General features: G+C 42.8%; 15 protein-coding genes and 1 tRNA gene. 13 read left to right on the top strand and 3 right to left on the bottom strand.

Annotated elements, in window-relative coordinates:
• The 3 genes from KDW99_RS11020 (at position 1) to KDW99_RS11010 (ending at position 2,639) form a co-directional block, all read left to right on the top strand.
• A complete protein-coding gene (locus KDW99_RS11020; protein WP_255824831.1) occupies positions 1 to 777 on the top strand; it encodes a thiazole synthase in 777 nt (258 codons plus the stop codon).
• Positions 774 to 1,946 (top strand): 2-iminoacetate synthase ThiH, encoded by a 1,173-nt coding sequence (gene thiH / locus KDW99_RS11015; protein ID WP_255824830.1) that lies wholly within the window; start codon positions 774 to 776, stop codon positions 1,944 to 1,946. Before KDW99_RS11020 ends, thiH begins: the two co-directional genes overlap by 4 nt.
• A 210-nt stretch (positions 1,947 to 2,156) precedes the next feature.
• Positions 2,157 to 2,639, top strand: a complete 483-nt coding sequence (locus KDW99_RS11010) for a hypothetical protein (protein WP_255824829.1) — start codon at positions 2,157 to 2,159, stop codon at positions 2,637 to 2,639.
• Positions 2,640 to 2,803: 164 nt separating this feature from the next.
• Here KDW99_RS11010 and aroA read toward each other — a convergent pair whose 3' ends face one another.
• Positions 2,804 to 4,081: a 3-phosphoshikimate 1-carboxyvinyltransferase gene (aroA, locus tag KDW99_RS11005; RefSeq protein WP_255824827.1), complete on the bottom strand. Its 1,278-nt coding sequence runs from the start codon at positions 4,079 to 4,081 to the stop codon at positions 2,804 to 2,806.
• Positions 4,082 to 4,358: 277 nt separating this feature from the next.
• Here aroA and KDW99_RS11000 point away from each other — a divergent pair, with 277 nt between their 5' ends.
• From KDW99_RS11000 to KDW99_RS10985, 4 genes are all read left to right on the top strand, one after another.
• A complete protein-coding gene (locus KDW99_RS11000; protein ID WP_255824825.1) occupies positions 4,359 to 5,258 on the top strand; it encodes an aldo/keto reductase in 900 nt (299 codons plus the stop codon).
• Between the two features lie 180 nt (positions 5,259 to 5,438).
• Positions 5,439 to 5,948, top strand: coding sequence for a molybdopterin-dependent oxidoreductase (locus tag KDW99_RS10995; RefSeq protein ID WP_255824823.1), 510 nt, complete (start codon positions 5,439 to 5,441; stop codon positions 5,946 to 5,948).
• An 8-nt stretch (positions 5,949 to 5,956) separates the two neighbouring features.
• Positions 5,957 to 8,377 (top strand): ATP-binding protein, encoded by a 2,421-nt coding sequence (locus KDW99_RS10990; protein WP_255824821.1) that lies wholly within the window; start codon positions 5,957 to 5,959, stop codon positions 8,375 to 8,377.
• Positions 8,367 to 9,422, top strand: coding sequence for an HD domain-containing phosphohydrolase (locus KDW99_RS10985; RefSeq protein ID WP_255824819.1), 1,056 nt, complete (start codon positions 8,367 to 8,369; stop codon positions 9,420 to 9,422). The genes KDW99_RS10990 and KDW99_RS10985 overlap by 11 nt, the downstream gene beginning before the upstream one ends.
• Before the next feature lies 1 nt (position 9,423).
• On the opposite strand, the gene KDW99_RS10980 is transcribed toward KDW99_RS10985, so the two are convergent.
• Positions 9,424 to 9,933 (bottom strand): YchJ family protein, encoded by a 510-nt coding sequence (locus KDW99_RS10980; protein WP_255824817.1) that lies wholly within the window; start codon positions 9,931 to 9,933, stop codon positions 9,424 to 9,426.
• A gap of 79 nt (positions 9,934 to 10,012) precedes the next feature.
• Between KDW99_RS10980 and sbcB the strand changes: the two genes are divergently transcribed.
• The 4 genes from sbcB (at position 10,013) to pyrC (ending at position 15,759) form a co-directional block, all read left to right on the top strand.
• On the top strand, positions 10,013 to 11,467 hold the full coding sequence (sbcB, locus tag KDW99_RS10975; RefSeq protein ID WP_255824815.1) for an exodeoxyribonuclease I: 1,455 nt from the start codon (positions 10,013 to 10,015) through the stop codon (positions 11,465 to 11,467).
• Positions 11,468 to 11,476: 9 nt separating this feature from the next.
• On the top strand, positions 11,477 to 12,514 hold the full coding sequence (locus tag KDW99_RS10970) for an AI-2E family transporter (protein ID WP_255824813.1): 1,038 nt from the start codon (positions 11,477 to 11,479) through the stop codon (positions 12,512 to 12,514).
• Between the two features lie 174 nt (positions 12,515 to 12,688).
• The gene (locus KDW99_RS10965; protein WP_255824811.1) at positions 12,689 to 14,578 is read left to right on the top strand and encodes a DEAD/DEAH box helicase; all 1,890 of its coding nucleotides are present in this window, start codon (positions 12,689 to 12,691) and stop codon (positions 14,576 to 14,578) included.
• Between the two features lie 149 nt (positions 14,579 to 14,727).
• Positions 14,728 to 15,759 carry a dihydroorotase gene (gene pyrC / locus KDW99_RS10960; protein ID WP_255824809.1) on the top strand — a complete coding sequence of 344 codons (1,032 nt, stop codon included), beginning with the start codon at positions 14,728 to 14,730 and terminating at the stop codon, positions 15,757 to 15,759.
• A gap of 181 nt (positions 15,760 to 15,940) precedes the next feature.
• Here pyrC and KDW99_RS10955 read toward each other — a convergent pair.
• A tRNA-Leu gene (locus KDW99_RS10955) sits at positions 15,941 to 16,025 on the bottom strand.
• Between the two features lie 184 nt (positions 16,026 to 16,209).
• Between KDW99_RS10955 and KDW99_RS10950 the strand changes: the two genes are divergently transcribed.
• Complete coding sequence (locus KDW99_RS10950; RefSeq protein WP_255824807.1) at positions 16,210 to 16,941, top strand: DUF599 domain-containing protein; 732 nt, start codon at positions 16,210 to 16,212, stop codon at positions 16,939 to 16,941.
• The gene (locus KDW99_RS10945) at positions 16,931 to 17,641 is read left to right on the top strand and encodes an O-methyltransferase (protein ID WP_255824805.1); all 711 of its coding nucleotides are present in this window, start codon (positions 16,931 to 16,933) and stop codon (positions 17,639 to 17,641) included. Before KDW99_RS10950 ends, KDW99_RS10945 begins: the two co-directional genes overlap by 11 nt.
• Positions 17,642 to 17,833: the final 192 nt, after the last annotated feature.

Here is a 17,833-nt window from a genome sequence, read left to right as displayed (position 1 = left end):
ATGTCGTCTTTATTTATTGCTGGACACGAATTTCATTCTCGACTTTTTACCGGAACTGGGAAGTACGCCAGTTCCGATACCATGATGGATTCTTTAAGCGCCAGTGAGAGCGAATTGGTCACGTTATCGCTGCGTCGTATGGATTTAAAAAATCAGACGGACAACATTCTTCAACCTTTGTTGCAACAGGGGATAAAACTACTACCTAATACGTCTGGTGCACGCACCGCGAAAGAAGCGGTATTTGCCGCTGAACTTGCTCGTGAGGCATTAGAAACCAACTGGGTGAAGTTAGAAATTCATCCGGATCCGCGTTATTTAATGCCAGATGGTATGGAAACCTTATTGGCGGCGGAGGAGTTGATCAAAAAAGGCTTTGTGGTGATGCCTTATGTTCATGCCGACCCTGTGCTTTGTAAGCGATTAGAAGAAGTAGGCTGTCAATGTGTCATGCCGCTGGGGTCGCCTATTGGTTCCAATATGGGCTTGGCGAGTCGTCCTTTTCTGGAGATTATCATTGAGCAAAGTAGGGTGCCAGTGATTGTGGATGCAGGGATTGGTGCGCCATCTGATGCTGCTTTAGCGATGGAAATTGGTGCCGATGCGGTGTTGGTAAATACGGCCATGGCCGTCGCTAAGCAACCGGCTCAAATGGGCAAGGCCTTCAGGCTTGCTGTGGAAGCAGGGCGAATGGCTTATGAATCGGGCTTGGGTGAAAAGCGAGTTCAGGCGAATGCCACCAGTCCTTTGACGGACTTCATTGGGGCTCTGTCATGATGGAAGAAGTCAGTCAAAAAATTCGCATGCTTGAACAAAGCCCTGCTACGAAAGGTCAATTCAGCGAGTTTGTTGAAAATGCCGATTGGCAGGAAGTAACACGGTCGCATCAAGAAAAAACAGAGCCAGATGTGTTGCGGGCCTTGAGCAAAAGCAAATTGGATGTGGAAGATTTTTCAGCCTTGATTTCCCCTGCCGCAGAGCCGTATTTGCTGGAAATGGTGGCGAAAAGCGAACAGCTTACTTTGCAGCGCTTTGGCAATACGGTGAGTTTGTTTGCACCTTTGTATTTGTCTAATACGTGCGCGAATGAATGTACCTATTGTGGTTTTTCTATGAGCAATGCGATTAAGCGTCTCACTTTAAATGAAGCTCAGCTAGAAAAAGAAGTCGCGGCGATTAAAGATAAAGGCTTTGATCATATTCTCCTGGTGACAGGAGAAACCAATAAAGTCTCTATGCCTTACTTTGAGCGCATGATTCCGCTTATCAAACCGCATTTTAGTCAGCTCTCGATGGAAGTGCAGCCATTGGATGCTAGCGAATATAAGCGACTGCAGGATATTGGCTTAGATGGCGTGCTGGTTTATCAAGAAACTTATCGACGTAAAACCTATCTTGAACATCATTTACGTGGCAATAAATCCAACTTTAATTATCGTCTCGACGCGCCAGATCGAATTGGGCAAGCGGGTATTCATAAAATTGGCTTGGGTGTGTTACTTGGCTTGGAGGATTGGCGCACGGACTCCGTGATGATGGCGCATCATCTTCGGCATTTGCAAAAGCGTTACTGGCGCAGCCGATTTAGCGTGGCATTTCCGCGTATTCGCCCTTGTGAAGGCGGTATTGTTCCTAAATCTGTCATCTCGGATCGTCAGTTGGTTCAACTTATTGCAGCGTGGCGCTTGTTTGATCGGGACTTAGAGATGAGCCTGTCTACCCGCGAATCCCCTGAATTTCGCCATCATGCTGTGCGTATGGGCTTTACTACTATGAGTGCGGAATCTAAAACGCAACCTGGCGGTTATGCGGACGATTCTCAAGAGGCTCTGGAACAATTTGAGATCAGTGATGATCGCCCAGTTACGGAAATTATGGCGATGATTCGTCAGCAGGGGCGCGAAGTGGTTTGGAAAGACTGGGACCCTGCGCTTTCAAATGGCTAAAAAGTGGATGAAGCGTCAAGCGATTCATCACTACTTCTAAGAATATGTTCGGGCTTACTCGGTTAATAGGCAAAATTCGTGAATGCGCACTTTCCCTTACGCTCTCATGACAAGTTGTGCATCTCGATTCACTCTCTTTGACACTGTTTGACATAGAAATAGACATAATAGATTTCATCCAAACAGGAAATAGAGCTTAAGGAGCCAACTATGTTTAATCGTAAAAAAGCAGGAATGATGGGTGTTATCGGTTTGAGTGCCGCGATTATAACCGGTGTAGCCGTTAGTGCTTATGCTGAAACAAAATCACCCGAAGGTGATGTTGCTAAAGGCCAAGCCGCTCAGGAAGCTCCAATTAATGCCGTTCCAAGTCATGAGCAACTTGCTAGCCGCATGGCTCAGCAGCTTGGTTTAGATGAGAAAACGCAAGCAAAAGTGTCTGACCTTTTTGAAAAAGACGGTAAGGCGATCCGTAAAATTCAAGAGCAGCTACATAGTACTCAAGTTGAGTTAAGCAGCTTGTCCCCAAGTTCAAAAAGCTACATGGATAAAGTTGATGACCTCGCTGAGGAAAGCGGTGAGCTTACAGAAGATTTAACCATTGCTTATGCAAAAAACCGTGCAGGTTTGTATGCACTGTTAACCCCACAACAGATCGAAAAACTTGAAACACCAGCACAACCACAGTCTTAAGATTTCATTGATACGTTTCCCTTTGTATTGAGAGCCTTGCCCCAGCAGTGAAATGCTGGGGCTTTTTTTTGACCAAAAAAAAGCCAAATCCTTGATAGGGATTTGGCTTTTACTATTTTTGTTCAAACAAGTGGATTTTAATAAGGTTTGTGCCTTTTAAAAACTTAGCTCGCCACGGTGTTGAACAGTTCAAAATAGGTTGGGAAGGTTTTTGATGTGCAGCCCGGATCGTTGATAGTCACTGGCGTATCTGAAAAGGCAACCAACGAGAAACACATAGCAATGCGGTGATCGTTATACGTGTCAATAGCGGCATGCTGTAGTTTCTCTACTGGCGTGACTGTGATGAAGTCTTCGCCTTCAATCACGTCTGCTCCGAGTTTTTTAAGCTCGGTCGCCATTGCATACAAACGGTCTGTTTCTTTTACACGCCAATTGTAAATGTTGCGAATGGTCGTTGGGCCTTTGGCAAATAGGGCTGTTGTTGCTATGGTCATTGCCGCATCTGGGATGTGGTTCATGTCCATATCAATGCCGTTAAGTTCGTTGTGTTCGGCTTCTATCCAAGTCGGGCCGTAAGTGATGTTCGCCCCCATTTTCGCTAATACATCGGCGAATTTTACGTCGCCTTGTACGCTGTCTGTGCCTACACCGTGGACTTTAATTTTTCCACCTGCAATAGCGGCCGCTGCCAAGAAGTAAGACGCAGAAGAGGCATCACCTTCGACCATGATTTCACCTGGGCTTTGGTAAGTTTGCTGACCTTTTACCACAAATGCTTGGTAATTCTGGTTTTCTACTTCGACACCAAACTGCTTCATAGTGTGCAAAGTGATATCGATGTATGGCTTGGAAACCAGCTCGCCATCGACTTTGATGGTGAGATCGCCTTCTGCTAATGGCGCGCTCATTAGAATAGCTGTTAGGAATTGGCTTGAGATGTTGCCTTTAATAGACACTTCGCCGCCAGATAGTCCGTTGGCTTTAATGCGCAGTGGAGGGTAATTTTTTTCGCCTTCGTAAGCGATGTCGACACCCAATGCTTGCAATGCATCGACAAGATCGCCAATTGGGCGTTCGTGCATGCGTGGCTCACCATGCAGATGAAACTCACCTTTTCCTAGGCAAAGTGCTGCAGCCAAAGGGCGCATTGCAGTACCTGCGTTACCAAGGAATAAGTCACCGAAATCTGCTTGAATCGGGCCAGCAAGGCCTTCCAGTATACAGGTTGTGCCGTTATCTTCTAGAGAATAGTTGACGCCTAATTTAGTTAGGCTTTCTAGCATGCGGCGAATGTCGTCGCTGTCTAGTAGATTGGTGATTTTTGTGGTGCCTTTTGCTAGCGTTGCTAACAATAAAATGCGGTTTGAAAGGCTTTTGGAACCCGGAATTTGGATCTCTCCATTGGCTTTGGAAAGAGGGCCTAGCGTCATTGAATTCATTATTAAGTCCATCACAGTGGTGTTGTGTTTATTGTTTCGCTTTTGTGCTTACTGATGTGTCGCTGCGTGTAAATTATAAGTGTTCCATATTGTCCGCAATTTGTCCGTTGTAGGTGGTCGCGTCGCTCTTGCTTAGAGGTCAGTCTTGAATGCGTAATAGTATACCTTCGATGATGTTTCCTGTCAGTTATGCGTGTTCACTGAGTTTGCTGTTTTTTTATTAAAAGGTCTCCATTAGAATGATTGGCAATAAAATAATGACGCAGAGGAAATCCCCATGAGACATCAGTATCATCCCCTTGGTTTTGAAGGATCACGTATCGCTCAAGGCTTTTGGCGGCTAGAAGAATGGAATATGAATTCTTCAGAAACACTAGGCTTTATAGAAGCGTGTTTAGATCTTGGTGTAACGACGTTTGATCATGCGGATATTTATGGTGGTTATCAGTGTGAAGCTTTGTTTGGCGAGGCACTAAAGCTTAAACCCGCTTTGCGAGATAAGATGGAAATCATCACTAAGTGCGGAATCTTGCTGCCTTCGGATAATCGTCCTGATATTCAGGTGCATCGATATGATTATCGCGCTGAACACATATTGGCGAGTGTCGATCAATCTTTGGCAAATTTGCAGTGTGAATATATCGATACTTTGTTATTACACCGTCCAAGCCCTTTGATGGATGCGGATGAGGTCGCACAGGCGTTTGATTTGTTATTTACGCTCGGTAAAGTTAAACACTTTGGCGTATCCAATTTTACTACTCGTCAATTTGATTTGTTGCAGTCTCGCCTTGATGCGCCTTTGATTATCAATCAGGTGGAATTGTCACCACTTGCGTTGCAGCACTTTGAAGATGGCACACTGGATCATGTGCAACAGCATGCGGTAACGCCCATGGCATGGTCGCCTTTTGCTGGTGGCGAGTTGTTTTCTGGAACCAGTGAGAAAGCTAAGCGCGTACAAGCTGTGTTAAGTAAGTTAGCGCAAGACAACAATTGTTCGGTTGATCAAGTCGTGATTGCGTGGTTATTGCGTCATCCGGCTGGGATTTGTCCTGTAATGGGGTCTGGAAAGATTGACCGTTTAGCGGCAGCTGTAAACGCTATACCGGTTTCGTTGAGCGATGATGATTGGTTTAGTGTTTGGACTGCTTCTCAAGGTCACCCCGTACCTTAATTGATTGTTAGTAATAAGTTTTTACTATAAAAAAAGCTGCATTTGCAGCTTTTTTTGTATCTATTGTGCTGCCTTTGTTTTTCTAGGTGTAGAAAGCGTGTCGTTTCGTAAATGACCAGCGAATATCGCTAATCCTTTCACTATACTGCACTGATATTAATCCATCTTGAGGTTTTTGGAATGAAGTCGTATTTCGTCATTGGAATGGTGTTATTTGGAGTGTTTGGATTTACTAACTTGCAAGCGCATGATTTATCTAAACCAACGGGAACGGTAATTCTTACGATTACAGGAAATATCACCAACACTAATGCTGATGGGAATAAAGCAGAATTTGACCGCGATATGCTGATGAACCTAGAAGTGATGAATCAGCGTACTATGACACCTTGGAGCGAGGGGGTTGATTTGTATCGTGGGCCTTTATTGCGTTCTGTAATGGCCGCGGTGGGCGCAAAGACAGATGAGCTATCAGTAACCGCATTAAATGATTACAGTGCTGAAGTGCCAAGGAAAGATGGTGAAGAGTACGATGTGATTCTCGCGATGGAAATGAATGGTAAGGTGATGAGTGTAAGGGATAAAGGCCCCATCTTTCTGCTTTATCCATTCAGTGATGAGCCTAACTTAAATAACGAAGTGATTCACAATCGGTCTGTATGGCAAATAAAGTCGATAAACGTTGAGTAAGTTTTATTATGCGCTTGCCTAAATCTTCTATTGTGAACCGCCAACAAAAGAAATCATCACCCTTTCTTTTGTTGGCGGTTGCTGCGTTCATTTTTATGGGGGCCGCTATATTGATTTTTACCGAATTAGTCGACCGTCAAAAAATCATGCTGTCTGCTGTAGAAGAAGATGCACTCTGGGCTGCTTACCAATTAGATAGAGAAACGCTAAAACTCAGAAATTCACTGAAGTTACTCGAAGATGATTTTAGTGATGATCGCCTTAATGAAGCGAGAATGCGCTTCGACATTCTCTATAGTCGCGTAAATATTTTAGAAAAAGGTCAGCTAAGAGTTTTGTTTGATCGACTGGATAATTCTGATCAATTGATGAAGACTCTTAAGAGTGAAGTGACGGAGATTGACCGCCTCCTTTTTGTTGAGAAATTATTAATAAATATTGAGAATTTGTTGGATAGAAGCAATTTCTTATTAAAAGAAACAGAAGGTGTTGTATTAAGTACATTGACATCTAGGTCAAAGAATAAGGTAGAGCAGAGAGGTGACAGTCTAGCACTTTTCCTTTATTTAGGTTCGTTAATTGCTTTATTAACCATCACTATGTTTTTTATCATAGTAATGCTTTTTAATCAGTTGAAAATTGCTAAAAAATCTTTTGAAAAATCTCAAAAATTAACTAAAGAGCTAGAGAACGCCGTTTTTTCAGCGGAAGAAGCTCTAAAAGTAAAATCGGAATTTTTAGCAACGATGAGCCATGAGATTCGTACACCAATGAATGCTATTGTTGGTTTCAGTTATTTATTATTAGATGCTGATTTAGCTGATGAACATCGAGAGAAAGTTGTTAAAATTCAGCAGTCGGCTGATGGTTTGTTGTTAATTATTAATAGCGTTTTAGATTATTCAAAAATTGAATCAGGCAAAGTAGACTTAGAAAATAGATCGTTCAGTTTAGATGATGTACTTGAGTATGTTTACCAGACTGGGGAAAATCTTGCTCAATCTAAAAAGTTAGATTTTATGATTTGTCGTGATTTTAGCCTCAATGATAAATTGATTGGTGATAAAACAAGGCTTCAGCAAATCTTAGTGAATGTGGTTGGTAATGCCATTAAGTTTACGGATCTGGGTTCAGTCAGAGTAAAAGTATATCTGTCAAAAACGCAAGAGATTGTCATTGAGGTTCAGGATACAGGGAGTGGCATACCTGACGGTGTTGATGTATTTGATGTATTCAAACAAGCGGACAGTAGTACAACAAGATTGTATGGTGGTACAGGCTTGGGATTAAGTATTACCCAAAAACTTGTTGGCTTGCTTGGTGGTCATATTTCTTTCAAAAGTGTGATAAATGAGGGGTGTATTTTTACGATTAAGCTTCCTTACCATCCAGATTCGGAAACGGATTTATTGCATTCAGAACATGTGACTATTCTTGAAGATGATGCTGAAATAGCCTCATTGCTTTCAGACCTAAATGTTAATCATATCAATTCATTAAAACTATCTGAGCTAGGTGAATCGCAACTGTCAATCATTGCTGGAGGTCATTGGTTGGCCGATACTGGCACGGTTTCTGAGCAACTAAAAGGTTTTGAAAATCGTATTCTATTCTTAGAGGGTCGTGATTTAGGTGTGTCCAATTTTTTAATGACAGGGCTTGTTACACCGTCGAATATACATAAAAAAATAGTCGCTTTAAGCTCAGGTGAAGAAGGGGCAAAGAATAGAAAGTCTTTTGACGTTGCTTCAGATAATAAGAATTTTTTCAAAAGTAAAACGATTTTGTTAGCTGAAGATAATAAAATCAACGCCAATATAGTGAAAGCGATTATTGAAAAGCTAGGGGCGTCTGTAGATTGGGTTGAAAATGGAAAAGAGGCGTATGAAAAATCTCTGGCAGGGACTTATGATTTAATTCTAATGGATATTAGAATGCCTATAATGGATGGCTATGAAGCGAGCGAAAAAATTTATAGCTCCTTATGTGGCAAAAAACCACCTATTCTTTTTTTAACTGCGGATACATTAAGTTTAAAGTTAGAGAGTTTAAGTCAGATAGGTATCGATGATGTTTTGTTTAAGCCATTAGATCCATATCTTTTGATTGAGAAACTTGAATTCTGGATCGTGAAGTATCGCTTTAATGCATTATCTAAAGAGCCATCTTGCCAAAATGGCAATGATTTGACGCCGCTTTGGTCTGTCATTGAGGAGCTAGAGTCCTTATTGGAAAATGGCGATTCTGATTCTGAAACATTAATCCGAAAAATAATTTTGGATGTGTTTGATAAGGATAGTGTGCATTTTCTGCAGTCTGCATTAGAGGATATTTCTTCTTATGACTTCCAAGACGCAATAAAGAAAGTTAAGGCTTTTAAACGTAGCCTTGTATCAGTGAGTTTAGAGGGAAAAGCAATTGATCAATGAGCATAAAGTAAAAAGCCAAACAGTCTCAAAAAACAAGCGTGTGCTTATTGTTGATGATGTGCCTAGAAATATTGATTTACTAAAAAATATATTATCTGAGCATTACCAAGTTCAAGTGGCTAAATGCGGAATGTTGGCGCTAGATATTGTGGACCGATCCTTACCAGATATCATATTACTAGACATTATGATGCCTGACATGAATGGTTTTGAAGTGTGTGAACGATTGAAATCGAATCCAAGAACACAAGATATTCCGGTCATCTTTTTAACGGCGATGACCGATCCTCAGCAAGAGCAGAAGGGGTTTGATGTTGGGTGTGTGGACTTCATTACTAAACCAATAACACCACTGACAACGCTTGCTCGAGTGTCTACTCATTTAAAATTGGCGGCCGAGAACCTAAGAAACAAGCAAATTATCGATGATAGAACCAGAGAGCTTGATGAGGCGCTGGAATCTGCCATTGGTATGCTTGGTGCGGTAAGTGAGCTTAATGACACCGATACTGGTGTGCATATGTGGCGAATGGCAGATTACTGTGCGGCATTGGCTAGGGCGGTAGGCTGGGAAGAATCACAGGTTGAGTTACTAAAGCTTGCGGCCCCTATGCATGATACAGGTAAGGTTGGTATCCCTCACAGTATTTTGAAATCACCAAATAAGTTAACGGATGATGAATGGGTGATAATGCGTCAACATACGGTTATTGGGTATGAGATATTAATAAGAGGGGAGGCCCCATTATTTAAGTTGGCCGCCGAAGTCGCACTAGGTCACCACGAAAAGTGGGATGGCGAAGGATACCCATCAAAATTAAAGGGTGAAGAGATACCTCAATCCGCTCGAATTGTTGCCTTGGCCGATGTATTTGATGCATTAACTATGAAACGTCCTTACAAAAAAAGTTGGACGATAGAAGAGTCGTTTGCGCATATCCAACAAGTGGCTGGTACGCACTTTGATCCAGAGCTAGTGCGTACTTTCTTATCGATTGAAGATGAGCTGAGAGAGATAAAAGAAAAATGGGACGCTGTCGACTAGATTAAGCTACAGCGCAGCATTTCTTGAATTTTTTACCAGACCCACATAAACATGGGTCATTTCTGCCTATTTTCATTGCGTCAGAGTTAACCAATGGGGTGTTTTTCTCAACATCGTGCTCGCCAGAGATATAAAACCATTGGCCTTTCACTTTCTTAAATATAGAGCGTTCGCTCAAACGGCCAATGTGTTTGCCTTCTTTGAAGTGTGCAGAGAAGGCAACAACGCCTGTTTTGTCTTTCTCTAAGCCATCTTCTGTGGCGTTGATTTCGAGCTTTATCCATTTGGTATGTTCATTACTGTCTTGGATATCAGCGGTGTTTTGATCTGGCTCGTCTTTTAATTTTTGCGTGGCAGCAATGTACTCAAAGTCACCGATAGCAAAAGCGGTATAACGTGAACGCATTAGTGTTTCTGCAGTAGGGGCGGTGCCAGGATTGTTGTGATACATGCCACAACACATCTCATATGGGCTTCCGGTTCCGCATGGACAAATTACTGGGACTGACATAGATATACTCCTCTCATCGCCAAATACACGCCAAGGTGCGTATAATACCTTTTTATTTAACGGCTTACAGGAATTATTTGTGACTTCATCGGGCCCCACTTCATTTTTTTGGTTTGATTTTGAGACAACCGGAACGGACCCAGCGCGAGATCGTCCCATGCAGTTTGCGGGGATTAGAACCGATCTTGATTTTAACCCCATTGGCGAGCCTATCATGTTTTACTGCCGCCTAGCGGAAGATGTGCTTCCTCAACCAGAGGCGTGTTTGCTGACAGGAATTAGCCCTCAAGATGCGAATAGAGAAGGCTTGTGTGAAGCTGAATTTATGCAAGCAGTAGAAGCTGAGCTTTCGCAACCTGGTACTTGCGCTCTTGGATACAATACCATTCGTTTTGATGACGAAGTGGTTCGTTATGGCTTTTATCGTAACTTTATTGACCCTTATGCCAGAGAGTGGCAGAACAATTGTTCTCGCTGGGACATGATTGATCTAGTGCGCATGACATACGCAATGCGTCCAGAAGGAATTGTTTGGCCGAAGAACGAAGAGGGCCAAGTTTCAATGAAGCTGGAAGCGCTCACAAAGGCAAACGACATTGCTCACGAGCAAGCTCATGATGCGCTATCTGATGTATATGGAACCATTGAAATTGCTAAGCTGATTCGCGATAAGCAGCCTAAATTGTTCGCTTATTATTTTAAAATGCGCCAAAAACATGAGCTACAGCAGTTTATTGATATCGCACGATTAAAGCCTTTTCTGCATATCTCGGGCATGTTTGGGCAGGCGAAAAACTACGCGGCTTTTGTTGTGCCCATTGCACCGCATCCAGCCAATAAAAATGGCGTGATTGTATATGACCTTATGGCAGATGCTCAGCCTCTGATTGATTTAAGTGTGGAAGAGATTCGTCATCGAGTCTTTACTCGTCAAGATGAGCTTGGCGATCTAGAAAGATTGCCTTTAAAGGTAATTCATTATAATAAGTCTCCTGCGGTTGCGCCTGCGACTTTTTTGAAAGATGCTGATGTCGTCAAACGACTCCAGTTGGATGGTTCAATGTGCCGTCATAATCTTGCCATCATCAAAGGGCATGCTGGTTTAGCGGCTAAGCTGAGTGATGTCTTTGTGCAGGAAGATCGACCAATACATAAAGACCCAGATGTTATGTTGTATTCCGGAGGCTTTTTCTCAAGAGAAGATAAAGTCAGAATGGAAAAAATTCGTTCAACTCCGGCTGATCAGTTATCAGAGTTGGCCATGTCGTTTGATGATCGTCGTTTACCTGAAATGTTAATGCGTTATATTGGACGGAATTACCCCGATCAACTAACGGAACAGCAACAATTCGAATGGGAAGAATATAGGCAGGTTCGTTTGCTTGAAAAAGACGGAGGAGGCTCTATCAACATGGAGCAGTATTTTGAACGGTTAAATCACATCGCTCAAACCCCTGACTTGCCACCAGCAAAACAAATTATGCTTCAGGACTTGGCAGATTATGCGCAAAGTATTTATCCAATCCCTTTGTAAGGAATTAATATGAGTGAACAGCATAAGGGCATCCATTGGTTAGTGGGTTTTGCCGCCTTTGTGATCATTATCGCCGCGCTAAAAGAAGCCTCTCAAATAGTGGTGCCTTTTATGCTGGCTGTTTTTATTGCCATCATTTGTGCCCCAGCGATGTCCAGTCTGCGGCGCCGAAACTTACCAACTTGGCTTTCAATCTTGGTGGTTGTTTTCGTTATATTAGTAGGAATCAGTTCTATTGCGGTATTGGTTGGCGCCTCGTTGGATAATTTTTCCAATGAGTTACCGACATACAAAAAACGCTTTGGCGAAGAGGTCTCCAATTTAATACAAGTGATTAATCAATTGGGGCTGCACATATCTTATGATCAAGTGAAAGGTTATGTGGATCCTTCCGCATTAATGCAAATGGTAGCCAATGCGTTGAGAGGGCTTGGAAGTGCACTGACTAACCTGGTTTTAGTGGTGATGATTGTTATCTTCATTTTATTTGAAGCGGTTGAGTTGCCTAAAAAGCTGTCTTTAGCCTTTAGCGATACCTCAAAATCGATGGGTAAGTTTGATTCCTTTATTCAATCGGTCAATCGTTACTTGGTGATAAAAACCTTACTTAGTATGTTAACGGGTGTCTTAATCACTTTTTTCATGTGGGTGTTGGGTGTTGATTTTCCTATTTTATGGGGTGTATGTGCGTTTCTTTTAAATTTCGTGCCGAATATTGGCTCTATTATCGCAGCGGTTCCGGCGGTTTTGCTCGCGTTTGTCCAGCTTGGTAGTTTATCGGCTGGCTTGGTTGCCGGTGTGTTTTTAATTGTGAATTTGATCGTTGGTAATGTGATTGAACCACGCTATATGGGCCGCGGACTCGGGCTTTCTACCTTAGTGGTATTTTTATCTTTACTGCTTTGGGGGTGGGTGTTTGGTCCTGTTGGTATGCTACTTTCGATTCCTTTGACCATCATTATGAAGTTGGCTTTTGAGGCAAACCCGAAAATGCACTGGTTGGCTGTGATGATTGACTCCAAAGTGGACAGCGATACAAAGGACTAATAAATAATTGGCGTCGCAAGGACGCCAATCTTATTTTTAATCTGGCCTAGCTTATTTTCGTTTTATTGTATATACTTCGCCATCAGTTTTTCCTCCGAGAATTTCTAGAGAATTTCATTAAGGCATGTAAATGATTACAGGCCTTATCCTCACCAAAAAAAGGTACTAATTTACATGTCTGATGCTGATACTCAGCCTACATTTGATTCGTTGGGTCTAATCGCCCCTGTTCTTAAAGCGGTTGCTGACTTAGGTTACGAGCAACCATCTGCTATCCAAGCGCAAAGTATTCCATATCTATTAGAAGGTCGTGACCTTTTGGGGCAAGCGCAGACGGGTACTGGTAAGACAGCGGCGTTCGCGCTTCCGTTACTGTCTCGCATTGATGTTACAGATAAAACGACACAATTACTTGTACTGGCTCCAACTCGTGAACTTGCTATTCAGGTTTCTGAAGCATTTCAAAGTTACGCTCGTAACCTTCCAGATTTTCATGTTTTGCCAATTTACGGCGGCATGTCATACGACACACAACTTCGTCAGCTAAAGCGTGGCGTTCAGGTTGTTGTTGGTACGCCTGGTCGTGTTATGGACCACATTCGTCGTAAAACATTGAAACTAGATGGCCTTAAAGCCCTAGTTCTTGATGAAGCGGATGAGATGTTACGCATGGGATTCATCGACGATGTCGAATGGATTCTTGAGCAAACCCCACCAACTCGTCAAATCGCTTTGTTCTCTGCGACTATGCCTCCAGTGATTCGTCAAGTGGCTAACCGTCATTTGAACAATCCTAAAGAAGTTAAAATTGTTACAAAAACTTCTACGGCGATGACGATTACTCAAAAATACTGGCCAGTAAGCGGTCTACATAAACTAGATGCTTTGACTCGTATTCTTGAAATGAACGAACACGATGGCATGATCATCTTTGTTCGTACAAAAGCGGCAACGGTCGAATTGGCTGAAAAGCTAACGGCTCGTGGTCACGCTTGTGAAGCCTTAAATGGTGACATTAGCCAGAATTTGCGTGAACGTACGGTTGATCGTATCAAGAAAGGTCAAATTGACATTCTTGTAGCGACTGACGTTGTTGCGCGTGGTTTGGACGTAGAGCGTGTAAGTCACGTTGTTAACTATGACATTCCATACGACACTGAATCTTATGTTCACCGTATCGGTCGTACTGGTCGTGCTGGTCGTTCAGGTACAGCGATTTTATTCGTTGCTCACCGTGAGCGTCGTATGTTGCAAGCCATTGAGCGTGCGACTCGTCAGCCAATCGAAAGTATGACATTGCCAACGGCTTCAGATATTAATGCGCATCGCGTTAATCGTTTCAAGCAGAGCATTACTGATGCGATGGATAACGAAAACCTTGATTTCTTCCTTGAGCTTGTTCAAAGCTACCAGAAAGAAAACGAAGTTGATCCACTAAAAATGGCGGCCGCTTTGGCTCATATGGCTCAAGGCAAAACGCCTTTGTTGTTGTCTGAGATGGAAGTTCGTCAAGAGCGCAGAGAGCGTCGTGAAGATCGTGGCGATCGTCCAGATCGTGGTGATCGTGGAGACCGAGCTCCTCGTGAACGTAAAGTTCGCCCGGTGACAGCTGAAGCTATGCCGTTGAAAGACGATCCTGATACCTCTATGACACGTTATGTTGTTCAAGTTGGTTACAGTGATGGTGTTAAGCCAGGCAATATCGTTGGTGCGATTGCTAACGAAGCTGATATTGAAAGCCGCTACATTGGCCATATCGAAATTTATGAAGATTTCGCGACAGTGGATCTACCTTCAAACCTAAGCTCTGATGCACTAGGTAAATTAGGTAAGACTCGTATCTGTGGTCAACGTACTGACATTGCTAAGCTAGACAATGCAGAAGAGTTAAATAAGCGTGCAGCAGCACCTTCAACTCGTAAGCGTCCAGCTGGTGGCGGTGATCGTCGTCCATCTAATGGTGGTGAGCGTCGTCGTCCAAGTGGTGGTTCTGGTGGCGGTCGTGATCGTGATGCAAATCGCGGTGGTGAGCGTCGTCCAAGAGCACCGCGCAAAAACGCGTAATACGTTTTGCTTGTAGTTACTTTTAAAAACCGAATCTAGCAATAGATTCGGTTTTTTTATGTATAAATGTTGGCTACTGTCGATTAACCACTTCTGTTAACATTATTTTATTATTCCCCTTTCTAAAACGTTGCATAAAAAGGCCGCTAATGAACGAAATTACTATTATTAAGCCAGATGATTGGCACTTACATTTTCGTGATCAAGACATGTTACTTGAGACGGTTCCGGCTACGGCTCGTTGTTTTGAGCGCGCTGTGGTGATGCCAAACTTAGTGCCGCCGGTTACGACGGCAGAGTTAGCGTTAAGCTATAAAGAGCGTATTTTAGCGGCTCGTCCTGCAGGTAGTACTTTTACGCCTATCATGACCATCTATCTAACGGATAAAACCAGCGTTCAAGATATTCAAGATGCGAAAAAAGCGGGTGTATTAGCGGCTAAAATGTATCCAGCTGGTGCGACAACGAACTCTGATTCCGGTGTAAATTCTCTAGAGTCATTGTATCCAGTGTTTGAAGCCTTGGCAGAAAACGATATGTTATTGCTGATCCATGGTGAAGTGACGCAAAAGCATATTGATATTTTTGATCGTGAAAAAGAATTTATCGATCAGCATATGGTAAACATCGTAGAGCGCGTGCCGAATTTAAAAGTAGTGTTTGAGCACATCACTACGAAAGATGCCGCGGATTTTGTTTTGGCTGCCCGTGAAGGTGTGGCTGCGACTATTACGCCTCAGCACTTATTGTTGAACCGAAATGACATGCTTGATGGCGGTATGCGTCCACATAACTATTGTTTGCCTGTACTTAAGCGCAGTACGCATCAACAGGCGTTGCGTGACGTTGTTAAATCTGGATCGCCTAAGTTCTTCCTAGGGACGGATTCAGCACCACATGCTAAGCATCGCAAAGAATCTGATTGTGGTTGTGCGGGCTGTTACAGCGCTTGGTCTGCGCTTGAGCTGTACGCACAGGTATTTGATGAGCTGGGTGCGCTTGATAAGTTAGAAGGCTTTGCTAGCATCTACGGTGCTGATTTTTATGGTTTGCCACGTAATACAGAAACCGTGACCTTGGTGCGCGAGTCTTGGGAGGTGCCTAGTAGTATTACTTTGCCAAGCGGTGAGCCAATCGTGCCTTTCTTCGCCGGTAAACAAGTGTCTTGGAAGTTAAAATAAAGCATCTGCTATGAAGCAAAATAATGGATGCTAAGCAAAGCCGAATTCAGTGATGGGTTCGGTTTTTTTATGGCTAAAAATAGACATTGTGTGGTAGAAAGGGGGTTTTTCTAAATGAATAACTAGGTTGTTTCAGGGTGTATTTTGATTTGAGAAGAGATTACTTAGAAAGGAAATAAGATGGTGCGGATGGAGAGACTCGAACTCTCACGCCGTGAAGCACTGGAACCTAAATCCAGCGTGTCTACCAATTCCACCACATCCGCATGTCGTGTTGACGTGCGAGATCTTACCGATATTTTCTGGCGATGCAAGTGTTTTTTCAATGAAGTGTTTAGATTTATTTTCTTGGCGCGGCTTGCAGAATTTTCTATGAGGAAACTAGGACATACAAAGTGAAAAGTGGTCTAATATTACCATCCTAGAATGTTCCTACAGTAGAGTTAAAATATGGAAAAGCACTCGGTGTCATTACTGTTAAATCCCCTTGATATCGCGACATTTTTTGTCTTTTTTGCATGTTGGTGGGGTTATGCTTTTTATGCCCAGTATAATTCGAAACGTCGTTCATGTTTGGTTAGTGTATTACATCAGTTTCGGCTGGCTTGGATGTCGCGCTTGCTTAGGCGAGATAATCGCATTGCCGACGCATCCGTCATGGCAAATTTAGAAAGAAGCAGTTTGTTTTTTGCTTCCAGTAGTTTGTTGATTATTGCGGGCCTTTTCACAGCGTTTAATTACTCTGAAAAAGCGCTGGGTATTTTGTCGGACTTTTACCTTTTGTCTCCGATGAGTCAGCAAGAATGGGAATTAAAGATCATCGTATTGGTGGCAATTTTTTCTTATGCATTTTTTACCTTCACGTGGTCTGTTAGACAATATAACTTTTGTTCTGTCCTTGTAGGTAGTGCGCCGCTTGCAACAGAACGTGGTATTGAAGACAGTGAGCGAGAGCTATATGCCATGTATATGGCGCAAATTTGTAGCTTAGCTGCGAACCAATTTAACTATGGGTTACGTGCATTCTATTTTGCGATGGCCTTTTGTGGTTGGTTCCTTGGCCCTTATTTCTGTATGGCGGCGAGCGTCATGGTCGTTGCAGTGCTTTACCGTCGTGAATTTCGATCTAAAACATTCAAAACATTGAGCCGCGGACTCGTTATGAAATCTCATGCTTCCTAATTTCCCCAAACCTTTACCGGAAGACGATAAGCCTGTTAATCGTACTGTAAAAGTTGATGATAGGCTTTACCAGTACTTAGTCGATGTTTCCGTACGTGAAGATGACTTATTAAGAACTTTGCGCCGTGAGACGGCTCAGTATCATATGGCGCGTATGCAGTTGTCGCCAGAAGTGGGTCAGTTATTGGCCTTGTTGGTTAAACTGCAGGCACCAAAAAAGCTTCTCGAAATTGGTGTTTTTACGGGTTACAGCACCTTGTCGATGGCGATGGCAATGCCAAAAGAATCAAGGCTCATTGCGATCGAAAAGAAGCAAATGTGGCTAGATATTGCGACTCGCTATTTAGACCAAGCGGGCGTTAAGGATCGTGTAACGACTTATTGCGATAAAGCCTTGCCCGTCATGGAGTCTTTTTTAGAAGCTGAGCGTGAAACGTTCGACTTTATCTTTATTGATGCGGATAAACAAAACCTCTTAGCTTATTATCTTTTGGCCAAGCAATTATTACGCCCAGGTGGCTGCTTGTTGATTGATAATACCTTGTGGTGGGGGAACGTCGCGGATGAAGCCTTTACCGATAAAGACACTAGAATAGTGCGTGAGTTAAATAAAACCATTCACGAAGATACGGAAGTTGAGCTATCGCTCATTCCCATAGGTGATGGTTTAACCCTAGTTCGAAAAGTAACTAAAGCCTGATCGTAAATTGATCAGGCGTCTTCGCTATTTCTTCCTGAATACCTTTAGCTTGTTTATATCCATAAACTTATTGTGACTTTTTTACTTCTTTTAGTGAGTTAGCCTCTTGAAATTGCTCCAAGAGCCTTTATCTATGAGGCACAAGTGAAACGAAATACGCCTTTGGCTTTGTCCGAAGGTTCATTCAAATAG

This window comes from Marinomonas rhizomae (genome assembly GCF_024397855.1).
Lineage (GTDB): Bacteria > Pseudomonadota > Gammaproteobacteria > Pseudomonadales > Marinomonadaceae > Marinomonas > Marinomonas rhizomae_A.
Note: the sequence above shows the minus strand (reverse complement) of the source record. Positions and strands in the feature narration are given on the sequence as shown.

Coding starts and splice junctions, on each gene's coding strand:
- KDW99_RS11020 (WP_255824831.1), top strand. CDS start 1: ATGTCGTCTTTATTTATTGCTGGACACGAATTTCATTCTCGACTTTTT.
- thiH (WP_255824830.1), top strand. CDS start 774: ATGATGGAAGAAGTCAGTCAAAAAATTCGCATGCTTGAACAAAGCCCT.
- KDW99_RS11010 (WP_255824829.1), top strand. CDS start 2,157: ATGTTTAATCGTAAAAAAGCAGGAATGATGGGTGTTATCGGTTTGAGT.
- aroA (WP_255824827.1), bottom strand. CDS start 4,081: ATGAATTCAATGACGCTAGGCCCTCTTTCCAAAGCCAATGGAGAGATC.
- KDW99_RS11000 (WP_255824825.1), top strand. CDS start 4,359: ATGAGACATCAGTATCATCCCCTTGGTTTTGAAGGATCACGTATCGCT.
- KDW99_RS10995 (WP_255824823.1), top strand. CDS start 5,439: ATGAAGTCGTATTTCGTCATTGGAATGGTGTTATTTGGAGTGTTTGGA.
- KDW99_RS10990 (WP_255824821.1), top strand. CDS start 5,957: ATGCGCTTGCCTAAATCTTCTATTGTGAACCGCCAACAAAAGAAATCA.
- KDW99_RS10980 (WP_255824817.1), bottom strand. CDS start 9,933: ATGTCAGTCCCAGTAATTTGTCCATGCGGAACCGGAAGCCCATATGAG.
- KDW99_RS10970 (WP_255824813.1), top strand. CDS start 11,477: ATGAGTGAACAGCATAAGGGCATCCATTGGTTAGTGGGTTTTGCCGCC.
- KDW99_RS10965 (WP_255824811.1), top strand. CDS start 12,689: ATGTCTGATGCTGATACTCAGCCTACATTTGATTCGTTGGGTCTAATC.
- pyrC (WP_255824809.1), top strand. CDS start 14,728: ATGAACGAAATTACTATTATTAAGCCAGATGATTGGCACTTACATTTT.
- KDW99_RS10950 (WP_255824807.1), top strand. CDS start 16,210: ATGGAAAAGCACTCGGTGTCATTACTGTTAAATCCCCTTGATATCGCG.
- KDW99_RS10945 (WP_255824805.1), top strand. CDS start 16,931: ATGCTTCCTAATTTCCCCAAACCTTTACCGGAAGACGATAAGCCTGTT.